This is a genomic window from Kitasatospora sp. NPDC008050 (assembly GCF_042957465.1).
GTDB lineage: Bacteria > Actinomycetota > Actinomycetes > Streptomycetales > Streptomycetaceae > Kitasatospora.
Genome location: NZ_JBIBIJ010000019.1, coordinates 169,886 through 186,146 on the forward strand (window position 1 = coordinate 169,886; position 16,261 = coordinate 186,146).

The 16,261-nt window shown below is 75.6% G+C and carries 14 protein-coding genes and 1 tRNA gene; 9 read left to right on the plus strand and 6 right to left on the minus strand.

From position 1 onward, the window contains the following. Positions 1-8 precede the first annotated feature (8 nt). Complete coding sequence (locus ACFZB9_RS30215) at positions 9-1,043, plus strand: M23 family metallopeptidase (RefSeq protein WP_391452412.1); 1,035 nt, start codon at positions 9-11, stop codon at positions 1,041-1,043. A 78-nt stretch (positions 1,044-1,121) separates the two neighbouring features. Here the strand turns inward: ACFZB9_RS30215 and ACFZB9_RS30220 are convergent, their stop codons facing one another. Continuing rightward, positions 1,122-2,033 (minus strand): hypothetical protein, encoded by a 912-nt coding sequence (locus tag ACFZB9_RS30220; RefSeq protein WP_391452414.1) that lies wholly within the window; start codon positions 2,031-2,033, stop codon positions 1,122-1,124. A gap of 127 nt (positions 2,034-2,160) precedes the next feature. Here ACFZB9_RS30220 and ACFZB9_RS30225 point away from each other — a divergent pair, with 127 nt between their 5' ends. From ACFZB9_RS30225 to ACFZB9_RS30240, 4 genes are all read left to right on the plus strand, one after another. Beyond that, on the plus strand, positions 2,161-2,892 hold the full coding sequence (locus ACFZB9_RS30225) for a sensor domain-containing protein (RefSeq protein WP_391452416.1): 732 nt from the start codon (positions 2,161-2,163) through the stop codon (positions 2,890-2,892). Between the two features lie 77 nt (positions 2,893-2,969). Next, complete coding sequence (locus ACFZB9_RS30230; protein WP_391452418.1) at positions 2,970-3,677, plus strand: hypothetical protein; 708 nt, start codon at positions 2,970-2,972, stop codon at positions 3,675-3,677. Beyond that, on the plus strand, positions 3,662-4,363 hold the full coding sequence (locus ACFZB9_RS30235) for a tyrosine-protein phosphatase (RefSeq protein ID WP_391452420.1): 702 nt from the start codon (positions 3,662-3,664) through the stop codon (positions 4,361-4,363). Before ACFZB9_RS30230 ends, ACFZB9_RS30235 begins: the two co-directional genes overlap by 16 nt. After that, complete coding sequence (locus ACFZB9_RS30240) at positions 4,360-5,019, plus strand: TNT domain-containing protein (protein ID WP_391452422.1); 660 nt, start codon at positions 4,360-4,362, stop codon at positions 5,017-5,019. Before ACFZB9_RS30235 ends, ACFZB9_RS30240 begins: the two co-directional genes overlap by 4 nt. Before the next feature lie 7 nt (positions 5,020-5,026). On the opposite strand, the gene ACFZB9_RS30245 is transcribed toward ACFZB9_RS30240, so the two are convergent. From ACFZB9_RS30245 to ACFZB9_RS30260, 4 genes are all read right to left on the minus strand, one after another. After that, the gene (locus ACFZB9_RS30245) at positions 5,027-5,908 is read right to left on the minus strand and encodes a DUF2785 domain-containing protein (RefSeq protein WP_391452424.1); all 882 of its coding nucleotides are present in this window, start codon (positions 5,906-5,908) and stop codon (positions 5,027-5,029) included. Positions 5,909-6,199: 291 nt separating this feature from the next. After that, positions 6,200-6,273: transfer RNA gene (locus ACFZB9_RS30250), tRNA-Met, on the minus strand. A gap of 49 nt (positions 6,274-6,322) precedes the next feature. Continuing rightward, the gene (trmB, locus tag ACFZB9_RS30255) at positions 6,323-7,174 is read right to left on the minus strand and encodes a tRNA (guanosine(46)-N7)-methyltransferase TrmB (RefSeq protein ID WP_391452425.1); all 852 of its coding nucleotides are present in this window, start codon (positions 7,172-7,174) and stop codon (positions 6,323-6,325) included. A 153-nt stretch (positions 7,175-7,327) separates the two neighbouring features. Further along, positions 7,328-8,878, minus strand: coding sequence for an MFS transporter (locus tag ACFZB9_RS30260; protein ID WP_391452427.1), 1,551 nt, complete (start codon positions 8,876-8,878; stop codon positions 7,328-7,330). 1,361 nt (positions 8,879-10,239) lie between these two features. Here ACFZB9_RS30260 and ACFZB9_RS30265 point away from each other — a divergent pair. The 3 genes from ACFZB9_RS30265 (at position 10,240) to ACFZB9_RS30275 (ending at position 14,346) form a co-directional block, all read left to right on the plus strand. Beyond that, positions 10,240-12,594 carry an asparagine synthase-related protein gene (locus ACFZB9_RS30265; RefSeq protein ID WP_391452429.1) on the plus strand — a complete coding sequence of 785 codons (2,355 nt, stop codon included), beginning with the start codon at positions 10,240-10,242 and terminating at the stop codon, positions 12,592-12,594. 140 nt (positions 12,595-12,734) lie between these two features. Continuing rightward, on the plus strand, positions 12,735-13,256 hold the full coding sequence (locus ACFZB9_RS30270) for a universal stress protein (RefSeq protein ID WP_391452431.1): 522 nt from the start codon (positions 12,735-12,737) through the stop codon (positions 13,254-13,256). 274 nt (positions 13,257-13,530) lie between these two features. Continuing rightward, positions 13,531-14,346: a DUF6585 family protein gene (locus ACFZB9_RS30275; RefSeq protein ID WP_391452432.1), complete on the plus strand. Its 816-nt coding sequence runs from the start codon at positions 13,531-13,533 to the stop codon at positions 14,344-14,346. 7 nt (positions 14,347-14,353) lie between these two features. Here the strand turns inward: ACFZB9_RS30275 and ACFZB9_RS30280 are convergent, their stop codons facing one another. Then, positions 14,354-15,163, minus strand: a complete 810-nt coding sequence (locus tag ACFZB9_RS30280; protein WP_391452434.1) for an alpha/beta fold hydrolase — start codon at positions 15,161-15,163, stop codon at positions 14,354-14,356. A gap of 123 nt (positions 15,164-15,286) precedes the next feature. Between ACFZB9_RS30280 and ACFZB9_RS30285 the strand changes: the two genes are divergently transcribed. Then, a complete protein-coding gene (locus tag ACFZB9_RS30285; protein ID WP_391452467.1) occupies positions 15,287-16,204 on the plus strand; it encodes a LysR family transcriptional regulator in 918 nt (305 codons plus the stop codon). Positions 16,205-16,261 lie beyond the last annotated feature (57 nt).

The following is a 16,261-nucleotide window of genomic DNA, read 5'->3' on the forward strand; positions in this document are numbered from 1 at the left end:
GCGCCCCCGTGGCGTTGTCGCACTCCCCGGAGAGCCACACCGAATCGGGCACCACCGGCCTGCTCGACCACCCCGGCGCGCCGGCGGACCCCGCCCGGCCGAAGGTGCCCCGGCAGGCCCGCGCCGGCGCTCCCTCCGCGAGCCTGCGGCTGGGCGGCGCCCCGACCATGGTCACCGCGATGGCCGCCGCGCTCGGCGCCACCGGTCTGTCGGCCACCGCCGCGGCCGCCGCCACCCCGGCCCCCGCGCCCGCCCCCGCGCTCACCGTCCCCGACCACGGGGCCCAGGCGCAGTCCGACGGCGCCGCGGACCCCGGCCTCGCGCTCGCCGCCCGGATCCAGCAGCAGGCCGACCAGCGCACCGCCGCCGAGGAGGCCGCCCGGCTGGAAGCCGCCAACGAGGCCGCCGCCAAGCGCGCGGCCCAGGCCGAGGCGGCCGCCCGGGCCGAGGCCGAGCACCTGGCCGGACAGCAGCGGGCCGGACAGCAGCGGGCCGAGCAGGAGCGGGCCGAACAGCAGCAGGCCGCCCGGGCCCAGGCCGCGGCAGCCGCCCAGGCCGAGCAGGAGCACGCGGCCGCGCAGGCCGCAGCCGAGCAGGCCAAGGCCGCGGCCGAGCCGATCGCCGCCCGCCTGCCGCTCGCCAAGTACACGGTGGCCGCGTCCGGTTCGCCGTGGGCCGCGCTGCAGACCGGCCTGGACTTCGTCGCCGCCGTCGGCACCCCGGTCGGCGCGGTCAGCGGCGGCACCGTCAGCTCGGCCGGCTGGTCCGGCGCCTACGGCTACCGGGTCGTCCAGACCCTGCCGGACGGCACCGAGCTCTGGTACTGCCATCTGGCCTCGATCGCCGTGACCGCCGGCCAGGTCGCCCCCGGCACGGTGCTCGGCACGGTCGGCGCGACCGGCGCCGCCCCGAGCCTTCGCCCGGGCGCTGCTCCCATCGGCCCGCACCTGCGCCTGGAGGTCCGCCCGGGCGGCGGCGCCCCGGTCGACCCGGCCGCCTGGCTGGCCGCCCACGGCGCCACCGTCCGAGCCGTCACCGTCTGAGCCGTCGCTGTCCGAGCCGTCACTGTCTGGGCCGTCACTGTCCGACTGGGCCAGGCGCAGTGCCCGGCCGGGTGGGCGCTACGCCTGCGCCTCGTCGTCCGTCCACAGTCCGAGGTCGGGCAGGTCCACCAGCCCGCGCCGCACGATGTAGCCGTCCACCTCCGCCGCGCCCGGCTCCGGCGCCAGGTCCTGGTACTCCGTCAGCAGCAGCTCCGGCAGTGCGGGCACGGTCCACTCGCCGAGCAGTCGCAGCGCCTCGGCCTGCACGGCCACCTCGAAGGCCGGGAAGTCGCCGGAGAGTTCGGCCGGCATCGGCAGGCCCAGCGCGTTGAGCCCGGCCAGGTTGCGGTAGCTGCGCTGCATCAGGCGGTTCTCCACCAGCAGCCGCGCCCCGTCGGTGGCCATCCCGATCGACAGCAGCACGCCCTCGGTCCAGCCCTCCTCGCCCTCGGGCTGCTCCAGCCCCGTGAGCGCCGCGAAGGCGGCGATCCGCTCCGGCTCCGCCAGCGTGCGGAACCCGTCCAGCCAGGCCCGCACCGCCGCCGGGTCGGCGGTGTCGACGCCGGCCTCGCGCAGCAGCAGGGTGTAGAGCCGGGGCCAGGTCAGCAGGTGCGGCTGGCGCAGCAGCCCGGCCAGCAGCTCGCCCTGCCACTCGGCCTCCTCGTGCAGCCGCTGCTGCCGCTTGGCGTTGAGCCGCTTCGCCGCGCGCTGGTGGTCGATCAGCAGCCGCACGGCGTCGCCGTAGGCGTGCTGCGGCTGCTCCGGCAGCGGCTGGACGTACAGGTGCAGCCGTTCGTACAGCAGTTCCTGGAGCAGCGGGGAGGTCAGCTCGGGGAAGCCGTCGTGCAGCTGGGCGTCGCCCAGTTCGAGCAGCGTCAGCACCGCCGCCACCGCCGCCTCGGGTGCCGGCGAGAGCCCCTGCTCCTCGGCCCATCGCAGCAGCTCAGCGGTGTGCGGTCGGGGTGCGAGCCGCAGGTCGTCCTGGTCCATGCGTTGATCTTCGCACTCGTCGGGCTGCCGGGGCCCGTCGTCAGCGCGAGGGTGGGGTTAACCCCACCGCGGGTTCGCCGGTCAGCCGCCTACCGGCCGGGGTGCGCGAGGCGGCACAGTAGTCGGCATGACAACGACCGCCACCCCGTTCGCCGCCTTCGACGCCGCACCCGGCCCGGAGGACGCCGCCGCGCGGGGGCGGGACGAGGGGTTCGAGGTGCCGTACTTCTGGCGCGGCCCGTTCGCCCGGGAGACCTACCGCGAGCTCGGCTACATCCTCACCTCGCTCTTCACCGCGATCATCGGCTTCGCCTGGACCGTCCCGCTCTTCGCCGCCGGCGTGGGCACCGTGATGACCTTCCTGGGCCTGCCGGTCCTCGCGCTGCTGCTGGCCGGCGCCCGCGGCCTGGGCACCCTGGAGCGCGTCCGGGTGGCCGGGCAGCTGGGCCTGCGGCTGCGGGCGCCGCGTGCGGTGCGTCCGGCGTCCGGCGGGCTCTGGAGCCGGATCACCGGGCAGCTGCGCGACCCGGCGGGCTGGAAGGCGGTGGTGTACCACGTGGTGATGTTCCCCTGGCACGTCTTCTGCTTCGTGCTGTCCGTCAACCTGTGGGTGATCGGCCTCGCGATGGCGCTGCTGCCGGCCTACAACTGGGTCTTCCCGACCTACACCGACTGGCCCGGCCTGCGGCTGTTCAACTACACGGCGCACGGTGTGCAGCACGACTACTACCTCGCGCACCTCTGGCAGGTGGCCGGCGTCTCGCTGGTGGGCATCCTGCTGATCTTCCTCACCGCCCGGCTGACCCACCTGCTGACCAACGTCTCGCGCGGCGCCGCCTGGCTGCTGCTGCGCGGCTGACGGGCTGACGGGCCGCTGCTCGCGCCCACCGCTCACCCCCGGGTGCGCGGTGGGCGCGGGCGTGTTCAGGTGAGGTCATGCTGGTCACCTCCCGGCCGCTGGACGAGTACTGCGGCTTCTTCGGCCTGACCCGTGCCGCCCTGCGCGCGCTGCCGGGGCCGGTGCTGGACTGCCCCGGCGGCGCGGCCGGCCTGGTCGCCGAGGCCCGGGCGCTCGGCTGCCGGGTGCTGGCCGTCGACCCCGCCTATGCCGCGCCGGGTGCCGAGCTGCTGGCCGGCGCCGAGGCCGCCCGGTGGACGATGGCCCGCGCGATGCCCGCCGCCCCCGCCCGCTACCTCAGCCCGCGCCACCTGCCGTACCAGAAGTACCTGCGCAGCTGGGACCGGGCCCGCCGGCTCTTCGCCGCCGACCGGGCCGCCCACCCGGGCGACTACGTGGCCGCCGCGCTGCCGGCGCTGCCCTTCGCCGACGGCAGCTTCGCCCTCACGCTCAGCTCCTATCTGCTCTTCGCCTACCCCGAACGCTTCTCCGCGGCAGAGCAGTTGGCCGCGCTGCTGGAGCTGGTGCGGGTCACCGCGCCGGGCGCCGAGGTGCTGGTCCACCCGCTGCACGACGCGCGCAGTCGCCGCAGCCCGAGGCTGCCCCTGCTGCGCGAGGCGCTCGGCCGGCAGGGGGTGCACAGCGAGCTGCGCACCGTGCGGGCCCCGGGGGACGGGCGGCGCCGCTACGTGCTCGCGCTGACCCGGCATCACCGCTACCGTGCGGTGCCATGGATGAACACCTGAGCGGTTCCCGGCTGCTGGCGATACCCGGCCTGCGCAACCTGCGTGACCTCGGCGGGCTCGGTGCGGTCCGTCCCGGGCTGCTCTACCGCTCGGGCTGGCTCGTCGACCTGCCCGAGGAGGGTGCCCGGGTGCTGGCCAAGCTCGGCCTGCGCACCGTGCTGGACCTGCGCGACGCGGACGAGCTGGTCGCACAGCCGGATCGAACGCATGATCTGAACGTCGATCTGGCCAACTTCCCGGTCCTGCCGCAGGACGGCTCCTACCACCCCGGGCTGCCGCCCGAGGAGACATACGCGCTGATCATGGACACCGCGGGCCCGGTGTTCGTCGCCGCGCTGCGCCGGCTGCTGGAACCGCGGGCGCTGCCCGCCCTGGTGCACTGCGCGATCGGCCGGGACCGCACCGGCCTGCTGGTCGCCCTGCTGCTCGAACTGCTGGGCGTGCCGCCGGAGCAGATCCTCGCCGACTACCTGCTCTCCAACGAGGGCCTGGGCGTGCTGGACGGGCCGGTCCCGTACGTGGACCCGCAGGGCGTGACCCGCTACACCAAGCCGGTGATGGGCGAGTTGCTCACCGGTGCGCTGGACCGGATCCGCGAGCGGCACGGCAGCGTCGAGGGGTACCTGCTGGCCCATGGCTTGAAAGAGGCCGAACTCCACGGCCTGCGCGCTACCTTGCGCGAATGACGATCACCATACCCAGCTCCGGCCGCCTGCTCATCGCGCTGGCGGCCGGAGCCGCACTCCTCACCGCCGCCCCGGCCGCCCACGCCGACACCGTCCCCGCCGACACCGCCCACGCCGACCAGTGCTCGGCCGCCTTCGCGAACGGCGACGCCCGGTTCGGCCCCGAGCAGTTGCCCGCCTCGGGGCCGCTCGGGTGGCAGCTGTTCGGCTACCAGCGCACCGGCGGCGCGAGCACCTCGGCCTTCCTCACCCAGTACTACGACAGTGCCGCCGGCAGCTGGCGCTACCCGCCGGACAACGGCTACCTGGTCATCAACGGTCAGCCGCTGGAGCTGACCCAGCCGCTGCTGCCCGGCCAGGACATCGACCGCTACGGCAGCGAGTACGGCAGCTTCCTGGCCCCCGAGGGCTCCTCCTACGCGAGCCGGGCGATCCCGCCGTCGAGCCTGGACGGCAACCCGGCGGCGGGCTGCAACTACCACGACTACCGGGTGGTCAAGTCCTTCTCGGTGCACGGCGGTCCGATCGCCCCGTGGTTCAACCAGCCCGGCCTCGGCTGGCAGTACCAGCTGGACGGCACGCTGATCCCCGGTGCCCCGGCCAGTGTCAACGTCGGCTGGCTGGTCACCAACGGCTATCTCCAGCGCCTGGTCTGATGCTGCGTCAGCCCGCGTAGGGCGAGCAGATCGCGAGGGTGGCCGCGACGGCTTCGCGGACCGCGCCGGCATGGGCGAGGGCCAGTGCCGGCCCGTCCTCCTGCCGGGGCGGCCGCACCCCGCGGTCGGCCAGCAGGTAGAGCACCCGCAGCGTGCGCATGGTGTTCGAGGCGTGCGCGGGGACCGGCCCCGGCTGCCCGGCCGCGAAGTCGGCGGCGATCGGTGCCAGCCACTGCACCGACTCCTGCTCGGTCAGCTCCGTGCGGGTCAGCACCAGCGCGATGGCGCGGCCGAGCCGGTCGTCCTCCATCGCGTCGAAGAGGTGCCCGGTCGGGGTCAGCAGCCGCTCCCGGGCCAGCTCCAGCAGCGGTGCCGGCCCGACCTGCGGGCAGCGGCCGAGCGCGCCCAGCAGGTCGGCCCCGTGCGCGACCGCGTGCAGCCAGCCCAACTCGGGGTGGTGGCCGCGCAGATCGGTCTCGGCCGGGTACCAGCGGGCGAAGGCGGCCTGCCACTCGGGCCGGTACGTGCCGTTGTCGACCAGGACGGCCAGGATCAGCGGCGCGAAGGTCCGGGCCTGGATCTGCGGGTCGGTGAACCGGGCGGCCATCTCCTCGCCGAGCCAGTGGCGCAGCTCCGGCTCCATGATCGGGATGCAGTAGTCCAGCAGCTCGTACGCCTGGGCGTCGCGGACCTCCGGATCCGGTGAGCGCAGTGCCGCGCTCAGCTCGGCGACCAGCTCAGGGGTCGGCTCGACGGTGTCCTGGGCGAGCAGCTTCTGCAGGTCGGTCATGTCGCGTCCGATTCTCTGGGCGGAGCGGGCGGTGGCGGAGCGGGTGGTGGCGGGGAGGCTGGTGGCGGAGCGGGCGACGGGCAGGGGTGGCGATGGCATGACGAAGCCCCCGGGTCCTCGCTTTGAGGGGATCCGGGGGCTCGCCAACTTCTGCGCGTTCCCGTCCGTGGGGCTCGGCTCAGGCCGTGAGCTCCACGGAGGCGCGCCCGAGCTGGTCAGACGCGTGCGAAAGCGCAGTTACGTGGGTACTCAACTCAGGATCACCTCCTTTCGTGTTGCTGCCACGATAGGCAGGCGCCGTGCGGCGGGGCAACGGTTTTTTCTCGGCGGCCCGGGCGAAAGCAGAAGGACCCGGTGGAAATCTCCACCGGGTCCTTCTGTGCTACTGAGTAGCGGGGACAGGATTTGAACCTGCGACCTCTGGGTTATGAGCCCAGCGAGCTACCGAGCTGCTCCACCCCGCGTCGGTGAACCCAACAGTACGGGAAGCTGTCCGATAATGGAAATCGCTTGTCAGACCTTGCGGAAGAGCAGGTCGTGCACCACGTGCCCCTTGGCCAGTCCGGCCCGCTCGAACTTGGTCACCGGGCGCCAGCCGGGCCGCGGCGCGTAGCCGGGCACGGTGCCGTCGGCCCGCCGCTCCTCGTCCGTCCAGGCGCTGCCGTCCCCCTCGGGGTGCAGGTTGACCAGCTCGGGGCGGGCGGAGAGCACGTCCAGCATCTGCTCGGCGTACGGCTCCCAGTCGGTGGCGCAGTGCACCAGCGCGCCCGGGGCCAGCCGCGGCAGCACCAGGTCGAGGAAGTCCGCCTGGACCAGGCGCCGCTTGTGATGCTTGGGCTTGGGCCACGGGTCGGCGAAGTAGACCCGCAGACCCGCCAGGCAGCCGTCCACCAGCATGTCGCGCAGCAGGATGATCGCGTCGCCGGCGGCCAGCCGGACGTTCTGCGCGCCGCTCTGCTCCAGCAGGTTGAGCAGGTTGCCGTGGCCCGGGGTGTGCACGTCCGCGGCCAGGATGCCCATCGCCGGGTCGGCGGCGGCCATCGCGGCGGTGGTCTCGCCCATCCCGAAGCCGATCTCCAGGGTGACCGGCAGCTCGCCGAAGAGCTTCGTGAGGTCGAGCGGGCTGCCGTCGATCGCCAGGCCCCAGTCGTCCCAGTTGCGGTCCAGCGCACCGGCCTGGGCCGGGGTCATCCGGCCGCGGCGCGGCTGGAAGCTGCGGATCCGCCGCTCGCTGTGCTGTTCCTCGGTGGCCCGGTGCGGATACATCGGGGCCGGGTAGCCGGCGGGGGCCGCCGAGAGGCGGGCGGAGGGCCGGGTGGCGGGCGCCTGGGCGGCGGGCTGGGGAGTGGAGGCAGTCGCAGTCACAATGCCGTCGAGTCTACGAGACGGCCCGGCGCGGCCCTGGGGCCTGCCGCCCGCCCACCGGGCCCCGGTGCGCTGCCGCCTGCGCCTCGGGCGGGATGCCGCCCGCGCCCTGTGCCGGTGCCGCCTGCGCCCTACGCCGGTGCCGCGCGCACCCTACGCCGGTGCGGTCAGCACCAGGCGGGCGCGCTCGGTCAGCTCCCGCACCCGGCGTTCGCCCTGGAACGGCTCCAGGTGGCGGAGCATCTCCAGCACGTACTCCCGGCTGCGCTGGGAGGAGATCCGACCCGCCACCTCCACCGCGCGCTCGCCGGCCTCCACGGCAGCGTCCAGGTTGCCGGCCTCGGCCTCGGCCATCGCGGAGACGACCAGGCGCAGGCCGTGCGAGCGGACGAAGCCCTCGGTCGGGCGGGCCAGCGCCTCCCGGGTGAACTGGCGGACCTTGGCGGGCACGCCCAGGTCGCGGAAGCACTCGGCGGCGTCGGCGGCCAGCCGGTCGTAGGCGTAGAAGTCGATCCACGCCGGATCGGGATCCCCGGCGCGCGCACGTTCGAGAGCGCTCTCGGCTGCCGCGAGTGCCGTCGAACACGCTGCCGCGTTGCCCGCGCGGGCCTGGGCGCGGGCCTCCACCAGGTGGAAGAAGCTCATGGTGCGGGCGGTGGCCAGGCCCCGGTTGCGTTCCAGCGCGGCCTGCGCGAGGTCGACCGCCTCCTCGGCGAAGCCGCGGTAGCAGGCCTGCAGGCTCATCGAGGCGAGCACGTAGCCGCCGAGCGGCACGTCGGCGGCGGCCCGGGCCAGCCGCAGCGCCTGGATGTAGTAGCGCTGGGCCGCCTCGTGCTGGCCGGTGTCGAACGCCATCCAGCCCGCCAGCCTGGTCAGTTCGGCGGTCGCGCCGAACAGGGCGCGGCCGACCGCGTCGCTGTAGGAGGCGAGCAGCAGCGGGGCTGCCTCCACCCGCAGGCACTCCGGGACCATGGACGAACGCCAGTCGCCGCCACCGTACTTGGAGTCCCAGCGGCGGGCCTCCTGGGCGGCCTCGCGCAGTTTGGCGGCGTCCGACTGGCCGACCCGGTAGGCGGTCCGGTCGGTGCGGGGCCCGGGCACCTTCTCCAGGGCGGCGGCCGCGGCTGCGCCGGGTGATCCGGCCGCCCCTGGCTCGCGCACCGGCGCGCTCTCCGGGGCCCGGTCCAAGCCCCGGTCCAAGCCCCGCTCCGCGCCGCTCTCCAGGCCGCGCGCCACCGAGCCGTCCGCCGGGGTGATCAGCCAGCGCGAGACCGGCGTCGCGTACGCCGCCACCGAGAAGGTGCCGGCCAGCCCCTCGCTCCACCGCCCGCCGCCCGGGCCGCGCCGCAGCTCCAGGTCGACCCGCCACAGGTCGGTGGCCGAGCGCACCGCCTCCGACACCTCGCGTGGGAAGGCCAGGCCGAGTTCGGGGGTCGGGTCGGTGTCGCCGAGCCCGATCTCCTCCAGCGGCACCGGGCGGCCGAGCTTGCCGCCGATCGCGGTGGCGATCAGGTGCGGGACCGGGCCCTGCGGGACCATGCCCTTGGTCACCCAGCGGGCCACCGAGGTCTTGTCGTAGCGCAGCGTCAGACCGCGCTGGGCGCCGAGGTCGTTGACCCGGCGGGCCAGGCCGGCGTTGCTGATCTGGGCCTGGGTCAGGAGGGAGCCGAGGCGCTCGTTCGGTCCCCGTGGACTGATGCTCATGCGACGGCACCCCCTTGTCGGTGTTCGCTGGTGGGTCGTTCGCGCGACTCCCCCGGCCTTCGGCCGGGAGGCGCCCCCATGGTGCGGCCCGGGGTTCCGGGCCTGCCCTGGCCGGCCCGCGGTGGTACCTAGCGTAGTCGGCCGGGTTCCCAGGGTTAAGGGGCGGCATTCCGGTTGGCCCGATCGCTACGGGGTGCCAGGCGTGACGGGCCAAGGGCGGTGGCCGTCCGGCTGGCTGGTTCGGCGCGGGCGGGCGCCGGGTTGACGGGGGCGTCCGGGACCCGGACGGGGTCCGGGCGGCCCTGCGGCGGCGGGCGGGCCAGGGGGAGCGTCGTGCTCCGGTCGCGTGTTGACGTGCGCCCACCTGTGCCCCCTGGTTGCTGGGGCCTGCCGGCAGTTCGCTAGGGGCTGTGGGTCGGCCCGCCGTCGAGGACCCGGCGGGCCGGGGGATGCCGCCGCCTCAGTTCCCCGCGGGTGGTGGCCGAGGTCCGGGAGGGCATGCGGATGCCCTCCCGGGCTTGAGTCACTTTTTGGCCATGTGGGCATGGCCATGCCGTAACAACGCAAGTGACGGGGACGGTCTGAGGGCAGGCCGTGAGGCGGCGGTGGTCTGTGGTGACTGGGTGGCCGGTGTGCCTGCGGGTCCGGGTGCGGCGGCCGATGCGCCGACGAGGGCGCTGGTGGGCGCGCTCGCCGGGCAGTCCGGCAGGCGGCCCGCGGATACCCAGAGCCCGGCTCGCCGCTGGGAGGCGGGCACCGCGAATCGGACGCGCGGCGCTCGGCCGGGCCGGCTCCGCTCCTGCCGCCCGCCGCTGGGAGGCGGGCGGCAGGAGCGGAGGTGGCCGCCGGGCCTGGCCGGCTGCGGAGCGCCGGGGCCCTCCAGGATCGCCCGGTCAGGGCCGGACACCGCCCTGCCGGTTCTGACTGATTCTGACCGGACCTGATCTGATCCTGATCGGGCCTCAGAGTTCGGGCGGCGAGCGCCGGGTGGATCCCGGCCGGTGCCGTCCGCGCCGCGCGGCCCGGGCCACGGAGGGGGAGGCCCGGCCCGCGCGGCATCCAACTCCCCGCTGCCGAAGGCCCCCGGCGAAGGTCGCCGACCCGCCCGCCCGCACACGGCCCGGCCCGCCCGCGCGCGAGCCGCCCCCGCGCCCCACCCGTCCCGACGCCCTCAGCACCCCTCGCCAGTGCCCGAATTCACCCGCCTCTCACCCAATTCGCCCGCCCCTCCCCAGAATCACCCGACCTCACCCCCGTCCCTCCGGCCCGCCCGCAGTGGCACCATGGCCCAATGGCTCGCGGACGGCGGCCCCACACCTCCGTCGCGCGCCCAGGGACGGTCCACACCCGGTGGAGGCGCGATGCGGTGGTTGACGGGCTGGAGCGGCAGCGTGTCGCACGCCAGGCCCCCGGTCGGCCGGCTGCCCGTCCCGCGCCGGGAGCCGAGCGCCGCAGCCGCCCCCGTCCTGGTCCAGGAGGCGCTGGCCGCGCTGGCCGCCGTCCGCCCGCTGGCCGCCACCCCCCTGTGGACCGGACCCGATCCGCTCTGGGCGGTCGGTGACTGGCGCCCGGAGGAGATCCGCCAGGTCGTGGTGCGGCCCGGCCACGCCCCGCCCGCCGTCACCACCGGGCCGGTCACCGCCGATCTCGGCGAGGACACCGAGGGCGTCACCCGCCTGCTGGTCCTCGGCCACTGCGGCGCCGCCGACGAGGAACTCGCCGCGGGCCTGGCCATCGCCCGCGGCGGCGCGGTGCGCCACCTGACCAACTGGCCCGGCAGCTACACCGTGGTGCTGCGGATCGGCACCCGCAACACCCTGCTGCTCAGCGACCTGGCCGGCCTGCGCCCGGTCTTCCACACCCCGTGGTGCGGCGGCACCGCCTACGCCACCGCGGCCCTGCCGCTGGCCGACCTGGTCGGCGCGCCGGTCGACACCGGCCACCTGGCGGCGACCCTCGCCTGCCCGGAGTCCCCGGAGGCGGTCGGCGACGGCACCCCGTACCAGGGCGTGCGGCGGGTCCCGCCGGGCCACACCCTGGCGATCCGCAGCGGGCAGTCCCACCTGACCGCGTACGACGACGGGGGCGCCACCGGCAGCACGCCACCCGGCGGCTCCGGCGAGGCGCCCGCGGTACGGGAGTTGACCCGCAGCCTGCTGGAGGCCGTCCGGTTCCGGATCCGCAGCGCGCCCACCGCGCCCGGGCCGGGGCCGCGACGGCCGCGGATCGGCGCCGACCTCTCCTACGGCACGGCCTCCACCGCGCTGGCCGTGCTCGCCGCGGCGGTCCCGATCGGCTCCGGATCGGGCCCGGCCGCCGCACCCGCGCGGCTGGACGCCGATGCCGACGAGCTGCTCCCCGTGCCGCCCCGGCGAACCGGCGCCACCAAGGGCTCGTGGGCCCGGCCCGCGCCCCTGGCCGAGCCCCCGGCGGCGGCCGCCGAGCCCGAGCAACTCGCCGCCGTCACGGTCTGCGAACCTTCGCGCACCGCCCCCGAGGCCCCGCGTGAGGTGGGCCGGCCCCGGCTGCGGCACACCGTGCTGGACGCCGGCCCCGACACCCTCCCCTACGCCGACCTGACTGCCGATCCGTCGGCCGCCGATCCGTTGGCCGCCGGCTCATTGGCCTCGGACCCGCTGGCCAGGGCGTTGGCCGGGCCGCTCACCGACGAGCCGGGCCGCGCCCTGGTGATCGCGCACGGCACCGCCGCCCGGCTCAGCGCGGGCGGCGCCGACCACCTCACCGGGCACGGCGCCCGCCAGGTGCTGGACGGTCACCCGGCCCGGCTCGCCGACCTGATCAGGCAGGGGCGGCCGCGCGAACTGCTGCCCCCGGTCGCCGTGCTGGCCGGGGTGGACCGCGCGCTGGCGGGCACCTTGACCGGCGCCGTCCGCACCCCGGTCACCGTGCTGCGGGCGGCCCGCCGACTGGCCCGGGGCGGTTACGCCGAGGCGCTGGAGGACGCCGCCGTGCAGCTGACGGCCCGCCGTGGCCCGATCCGACCGAGCACGCGCCCCGGCGCGCGGTTCACCGCGGGCGCCTCCTCGGTGGCCGACCTGACCTGGTGCGTCCCCGGTCCGGCCGCGCGCTGGCTCTCCGATGACGCGCTCTCCGAGGTGGCCCTGCGGCTGCGCCTGGCGGCCCGTGGCCCGGCGCCCGAGGAGCCCCCCGGCGTCCGGCGCGCCACGCTGGCGCTCCATCACCACGCGCGCGGCTACCGGACCCTGGTGCACGCCGCCGAGCAGCACGGCCAGCGGCTGCACGCGCCGTTCTTCGACAACCGGGTGATCCGCGCGGCCCGTCTGCTCCCCGCCGACCTGCGCCTGCAACCCGGCGCCCGGCACGCCCTGCTGCGCGCGGTGCTGGCCGGCGCGGGCCGCGCCGACCTGCCCGTGGACTGGGGCCGCGCCCAGCGCCCCGACCGGTCCGAGGCCGCCCGCGCGGGCCTGCGCCGGGCAGCCGACCCGCTGGCCGAGCTGTTCCGCGAACCGCTCCTCGCCGAGGCCGGGTTGATCGACCTGCCCGCCGTCCGCGGCGCCCTGCGCCGAGCCGCCGACCCCTACGCGGACCTGCCCCCCGGCGCTCTGGACGGCCTGGCCGACCTCGTCGCCGTCGAGCTCTGGCTGCGCCGCTTCGAGGCCCGCCGCCACGGCTCCTGCTGGACCGGCCTGCCCCTGCCCCAGCGCCGCGCGCTCGCGGTAACGCGCTTCCCGTGAGGCCGCCCACCTGAGGCCTCGCCCAGCTGAGCCCGCGCCCGCGCCCGCGCCCGGCGGTCTCGGCGCGCGGTTCTGCCTGCCGGGTTCTGACGTGCCGTCGGCGGATCATGGCCTCGACGCTCCCACCCCAGGAGGCCCCCGTGACCACCGCCGACGGCCGCGCGCACGCGCTCCCGGTCGACAGCGCGCCGCCCGGACCGCCGCAGGCGCCCGGGATCCTGGCTGCCTGCGATGGCTCGGACGGCGCGCTCTGGGCGCTGGACCGGGCGATGTCCGAGGCGGAGCGCTACGACCTGCCGCTCTACCTGCTCGGCGTGGTCGACCCGGCACCCGGCGGCTACCCGCCGGGGATGGCCGAGCTGGTGCAGGAGAGCGTCGAGCGGCTCAGCGGCAGCATGGCCGACGGCCTGCGCCGCGCGCTGCGCACGGTCGAGCAGGCCCGCGGCCGACCGTTCGACGGGCCGGTGTCGCTGCACGTGGTGCTGGGCCAGGTGGTCGAGGTGCTGCTGGCCGCCAGCGTCGGCCAGCACACCCTGGTGGTCGGTGCCCGGGGCAATGGCGGCTTCACCCGCCTGCTGCTCGGCTCGGTCAGCACGGCCGCCGTGCACCACGCGGCCTGCCCGGTCCTGGTGGTGCCGGCGCCGCCCGCCGCCCACCGATAGACCTCCTCAGCCCACCGGCACCCCCTGCACCGCCGCCGCCCCGAAGGTGTCGGTGAGCGCCCGGTACAGCGTCCCGAGGTCGAGGCCGGTCCTGTCCCCGCGCAGCGCGGTGGTGTGGGTGTCGGGCCGGCCTGCGCATCGTGATCGCCGGTATGAGCGCGCTGCACCTGGGGCAGTGAACACCTGGGGCAGTGAACCTGTGGCGCGCCCAGCCGCGTCCTGTCGAACAGCGTCGAGCGGCGTCGAGCGGCGACGGAGCTCCGAGGGGGACGGCATGACGGCGGCGGACGTGGAGGCACTGACCGAGCAGGCAGGGCTGGGCGGCTTGCGGCGCACGTTCCACCCGGCGCGACCGCGGACCTGGAGCGAGCAGACGGCCGGGGAGCGCGTGATCGTCGTGCTCGCGGTGGTCGCCGCCTTCGGCGTCCTGGGCGTGCTCCTCGTCATGCTCACCTCCGCGGTCCCGCGGTTCGGCCTGTTCATGACCGTGACCGCGGGCGGCCTCTTTGCGGTGAGCCTCGTCCGGTACAAGCTCCAGCAGCGGGCCAACAAGGGCCATGAACTGCGCATCCACGAGGGTGGCGTGGCCGTGGTCGGCACCGGCGGCGCGACGGTCAGGGCCTACCGGTGGCAGGACATGTCGGTCCTGCAGGACGTCACCGAGCAGCACCGCAACGGCGTGCCCGTCCGCACCACCTACACGTACACACTCCAGGGGCCGGACGTCGAGAGCAGCCGGGTCAGGGGCGGAGTGGTCGGTACCTTGCGGAGCCCGGAGGTCTGGGGCACGGAGATCCAGCAGCAGGTGACCGCGGCGCAGCTGCCGCTCGCCCTCGCCGCCGTACGGGCCGGGCGGACCGTGGAGTTCGGCCCCTTCGTGGTGAGCGCCGAGCGGCTGACCGCGGGTGCGAAGTCGGTCGCCTGGTCGGAGGTCCGGGCGGTCAGGACCGAGAAGGGGTACCTCTCGGTGAAGCGGCAGGGCCGCTGGCTGAACCTGACCGCCACGGCGGTGAGCCGGATCCCCAACGTCTTCGTCCTGCGCGCCCTGGCCGACCGCCTGGTCGAGTCCGCGCCAGGGCAGCCCGGCTGAGGCCCTGTCACCTGGCAGCGGTCGCCAGTACGCCCTGCTCCGCCGCGATCCGCTCCAGCGCGGCGCGCAGCACGAGGTTGAACTCCCGGGGCAGTTCCTGGTGCGGCAGGTGTCCCGCGCCCTCGATCGGCTGGACGCTGCCGCGCGGGGCCAGCGAGGCCAGGGTCTCGGAGACGGCGAGCGGGATCTCGCTGTCCAGCAAGCCGTGCACGAAGACGGCGGGGACGGCGAGCCCGGCCATCTCGGCCCGGGGGTCGTAGCCGGCGGCCTCCAGCAGCAGCGCGTCGATGAAGACGCCGGAGTCCAGTGTCTGCCGCACCGTCCAGTCGACCAGCTCCGGGCCCGCCACCGGGCCGAACCAGCTGGGGACCCACCCGGCCAGGGTGCCGGCGCGGTCGCTGACCAGGTTGCCGATCAGCTGGTCGATCAGCTCGGTCATGCCCTGCCCCGGCCAGTAGCCGGGCCCGTTGACCGAGACCACGCCGCCCACCAGCTCCGGTGCGGCCAGCGCCGCCTCCAGCGCGAACGTGGCACCCATCGAACTGCCCACCAGCACCGGCCGGTTCAGCCCGAGCTCGGTGATCAGGGCGAGCGTGTCGGCGACGTTGCCCGCGATGGTGTTGCCGGTCGCCGGGTGGTCGGAGCGCCCGGCGCCGCGCCAGTCGACGGTGATCACCTCGTGGTCGGCGGCCAGGTCGCCGACCTGCGCGCCCCAGACCCGGCCGCTGGTGCCGAAGCCGTGCAGGAACAGCACCGGGTCGCCGGCGCCGGTCCGCTCGTAGAAGAGCTCGATCCCGTTGACCTTGGCGTACGACATGGTGGTCACTCCCTCTGCTGGGTGGTCTCTGTTGGCAGAACCCATCTCATCCCAGGACGGGGCGACGACCAATGAGTGCTCAGCTCTTAGACTCATCATCAAACGTGATGGATGGGGGGCGTGATGGAGCTTCGCCAGGTGCGGTACTTCCTCGCGGTGGCACGGGAACTCCACTTCGGCCGGGCCGCCGAGCGGCTGCACATCGTCCAGCCCACCGTCAGCCAGCAGATCCGGCGACTGGAACGGGAGCTGGGCGTCGACCTGTTCGACCGTACGACGCGCACGGTCGCCCTGACCACAGCGGGCAGCGTCTTCGTGGCCAAGGCGCAGGCGATCCTGGACGCCGAGCGGGCCGCGCTCGCGGCGATGGCCGAGCTGCGCGCCGAGCAGGCCTCGGTGCTGCGGCTCGGGACGAACGTGGGGCTCGGCGGCCGGCTGGAGCGGATCCTCGCGGAGCTGGAGGCCCTCGCCCCCGGCATGAACCTGGAGCTGGTCAGCGCGGCACCGGCCGAGCGGCTCCAGCAGGTGCGGGACGGGCGGCTGGACGCCGCCTTCGTCCGCGGGATCACCCGGAGCCAGGGGCTGGAGCTGATCCCGCTCTGGCAGGACGAGCTGGTGGCGGCCTTCCCGGCGAGCCATCCGGCGGCCGCCCGGGAGAGTGTCGAGCTGGCCGAACTGGCCGACCTCGCCCTGCGGATCGCCCCGCGCGAGGCCAACCCGCACCTGGTCGACCTGGTGACCGACGCCTGCCGGGCGGCGGGCTTCGATCCCCTGATGGGCCCGGCCTTCACCACCGACCAGGACACCCTGGCGGCGATCGGGGCGGGCCGGGCCCAGTGGACGGTCTTCTACGCGGCCAAGGCGGCCGTGCTGCCGAGGTCCCGCGCGGTGTTCCGGCCGTTCGCCGGCGGCGCGCTGCGGCTGCAGAGCTACCTCGCCGTCCACCCGGCGAGCACCGACCGGAACGTCAGCCTGCTGCTCGACGCCTGCCTGGCCGAGCTGTCGCGCGACGGCGAGCCGGGCCGGCCGTCACTCCCTTGACGGGTGACCTGGGCCGAAGGAAGCGTGGCCGGTCCGACAGGACGGGAGAGGACGCTC

Bases quoted from the DNA above. Each gene is read 5' to 3' on its own strand.
- ACFZB9_RS30275 (WP_391452432.1), top strand. From the start codon at position 13,531: ATGACGGCGGCGGACGTGGAGGCACTGACCGAGCAGGCAGGGCTGGGC.
- ACFZB9_RS30230 (WP_391452418.1), top strand. From the start codon at position 2,970: ATGCTGGTCACCTCCCGGCCGCTGGACGAGTACTGCGGCTTCTTCGGC.
- ACFZB9_RS30225 (WP_391452416.1), top strand. From the start codon at position 2,161: ATGACAACGACCGCCACCCCGTTCGCCGCCTTCGACGCCGCACCCGGC.
- ACFZB9_RS30280 (WP_391452434.1), bottom strand. From the start codon at position 15,163: ATGTCGTACGCCAAGGTCAACGGGATCGAGCTCTTCTACGAGCGGACC.
- ACFZB9_RS30220 (WP_391452414.1), bottom strand. From the start codon at position 2,033: ATGGACCAGGACGACCTGCGGCTCGCACCCCGACCGCACACCGCTGAG.
- ACFZB9_RS30240 (WP_391452422.1), top strand. From the start codon at position 4,360: ATGACGATCACCATACCCAGCTCCGGCCGCCTGCTCATCGCGCTGGCG.
- ACFZB9_RS30260 (WP_391452427.1), bottom strand. From the start codon at position 8,878: ATGAGCATCAGTCCACGGGGACCGAACGAGCGCCTCGGCTCCCTCCTG.
- ACFZB9_RS30235 (WP_391452420.1), top strand. From the start codon at position 3,662: ATGGATGAACACCTGAGCGGTTCCCGGCTGCTGGCGATACCCGGCCTG.
- ACFZB9_RS30265 (WP_391452429.1), top strand. From the start codon at position 10,240: ATGCGGTGGTTGACGGGCTGGAGCGGCAGCGTGTCGCACGCCAGGCCC.
- ACFZB9_RS30285 (WP_391452467.1), top strand. From the start codon at position 15,287: ATGGAGCTTCGCCAGGTGCGGTACTTCCTCGCGGTGGCACGGGAACTC.
- ACFZB9_RS30245 (WP_391452424.1), bottom strand. From the start codon at position 5,908: ATGCCATCGCCACCCCTGCCCGTCGCCCGCTCCGCCACCAGCCTCCCC.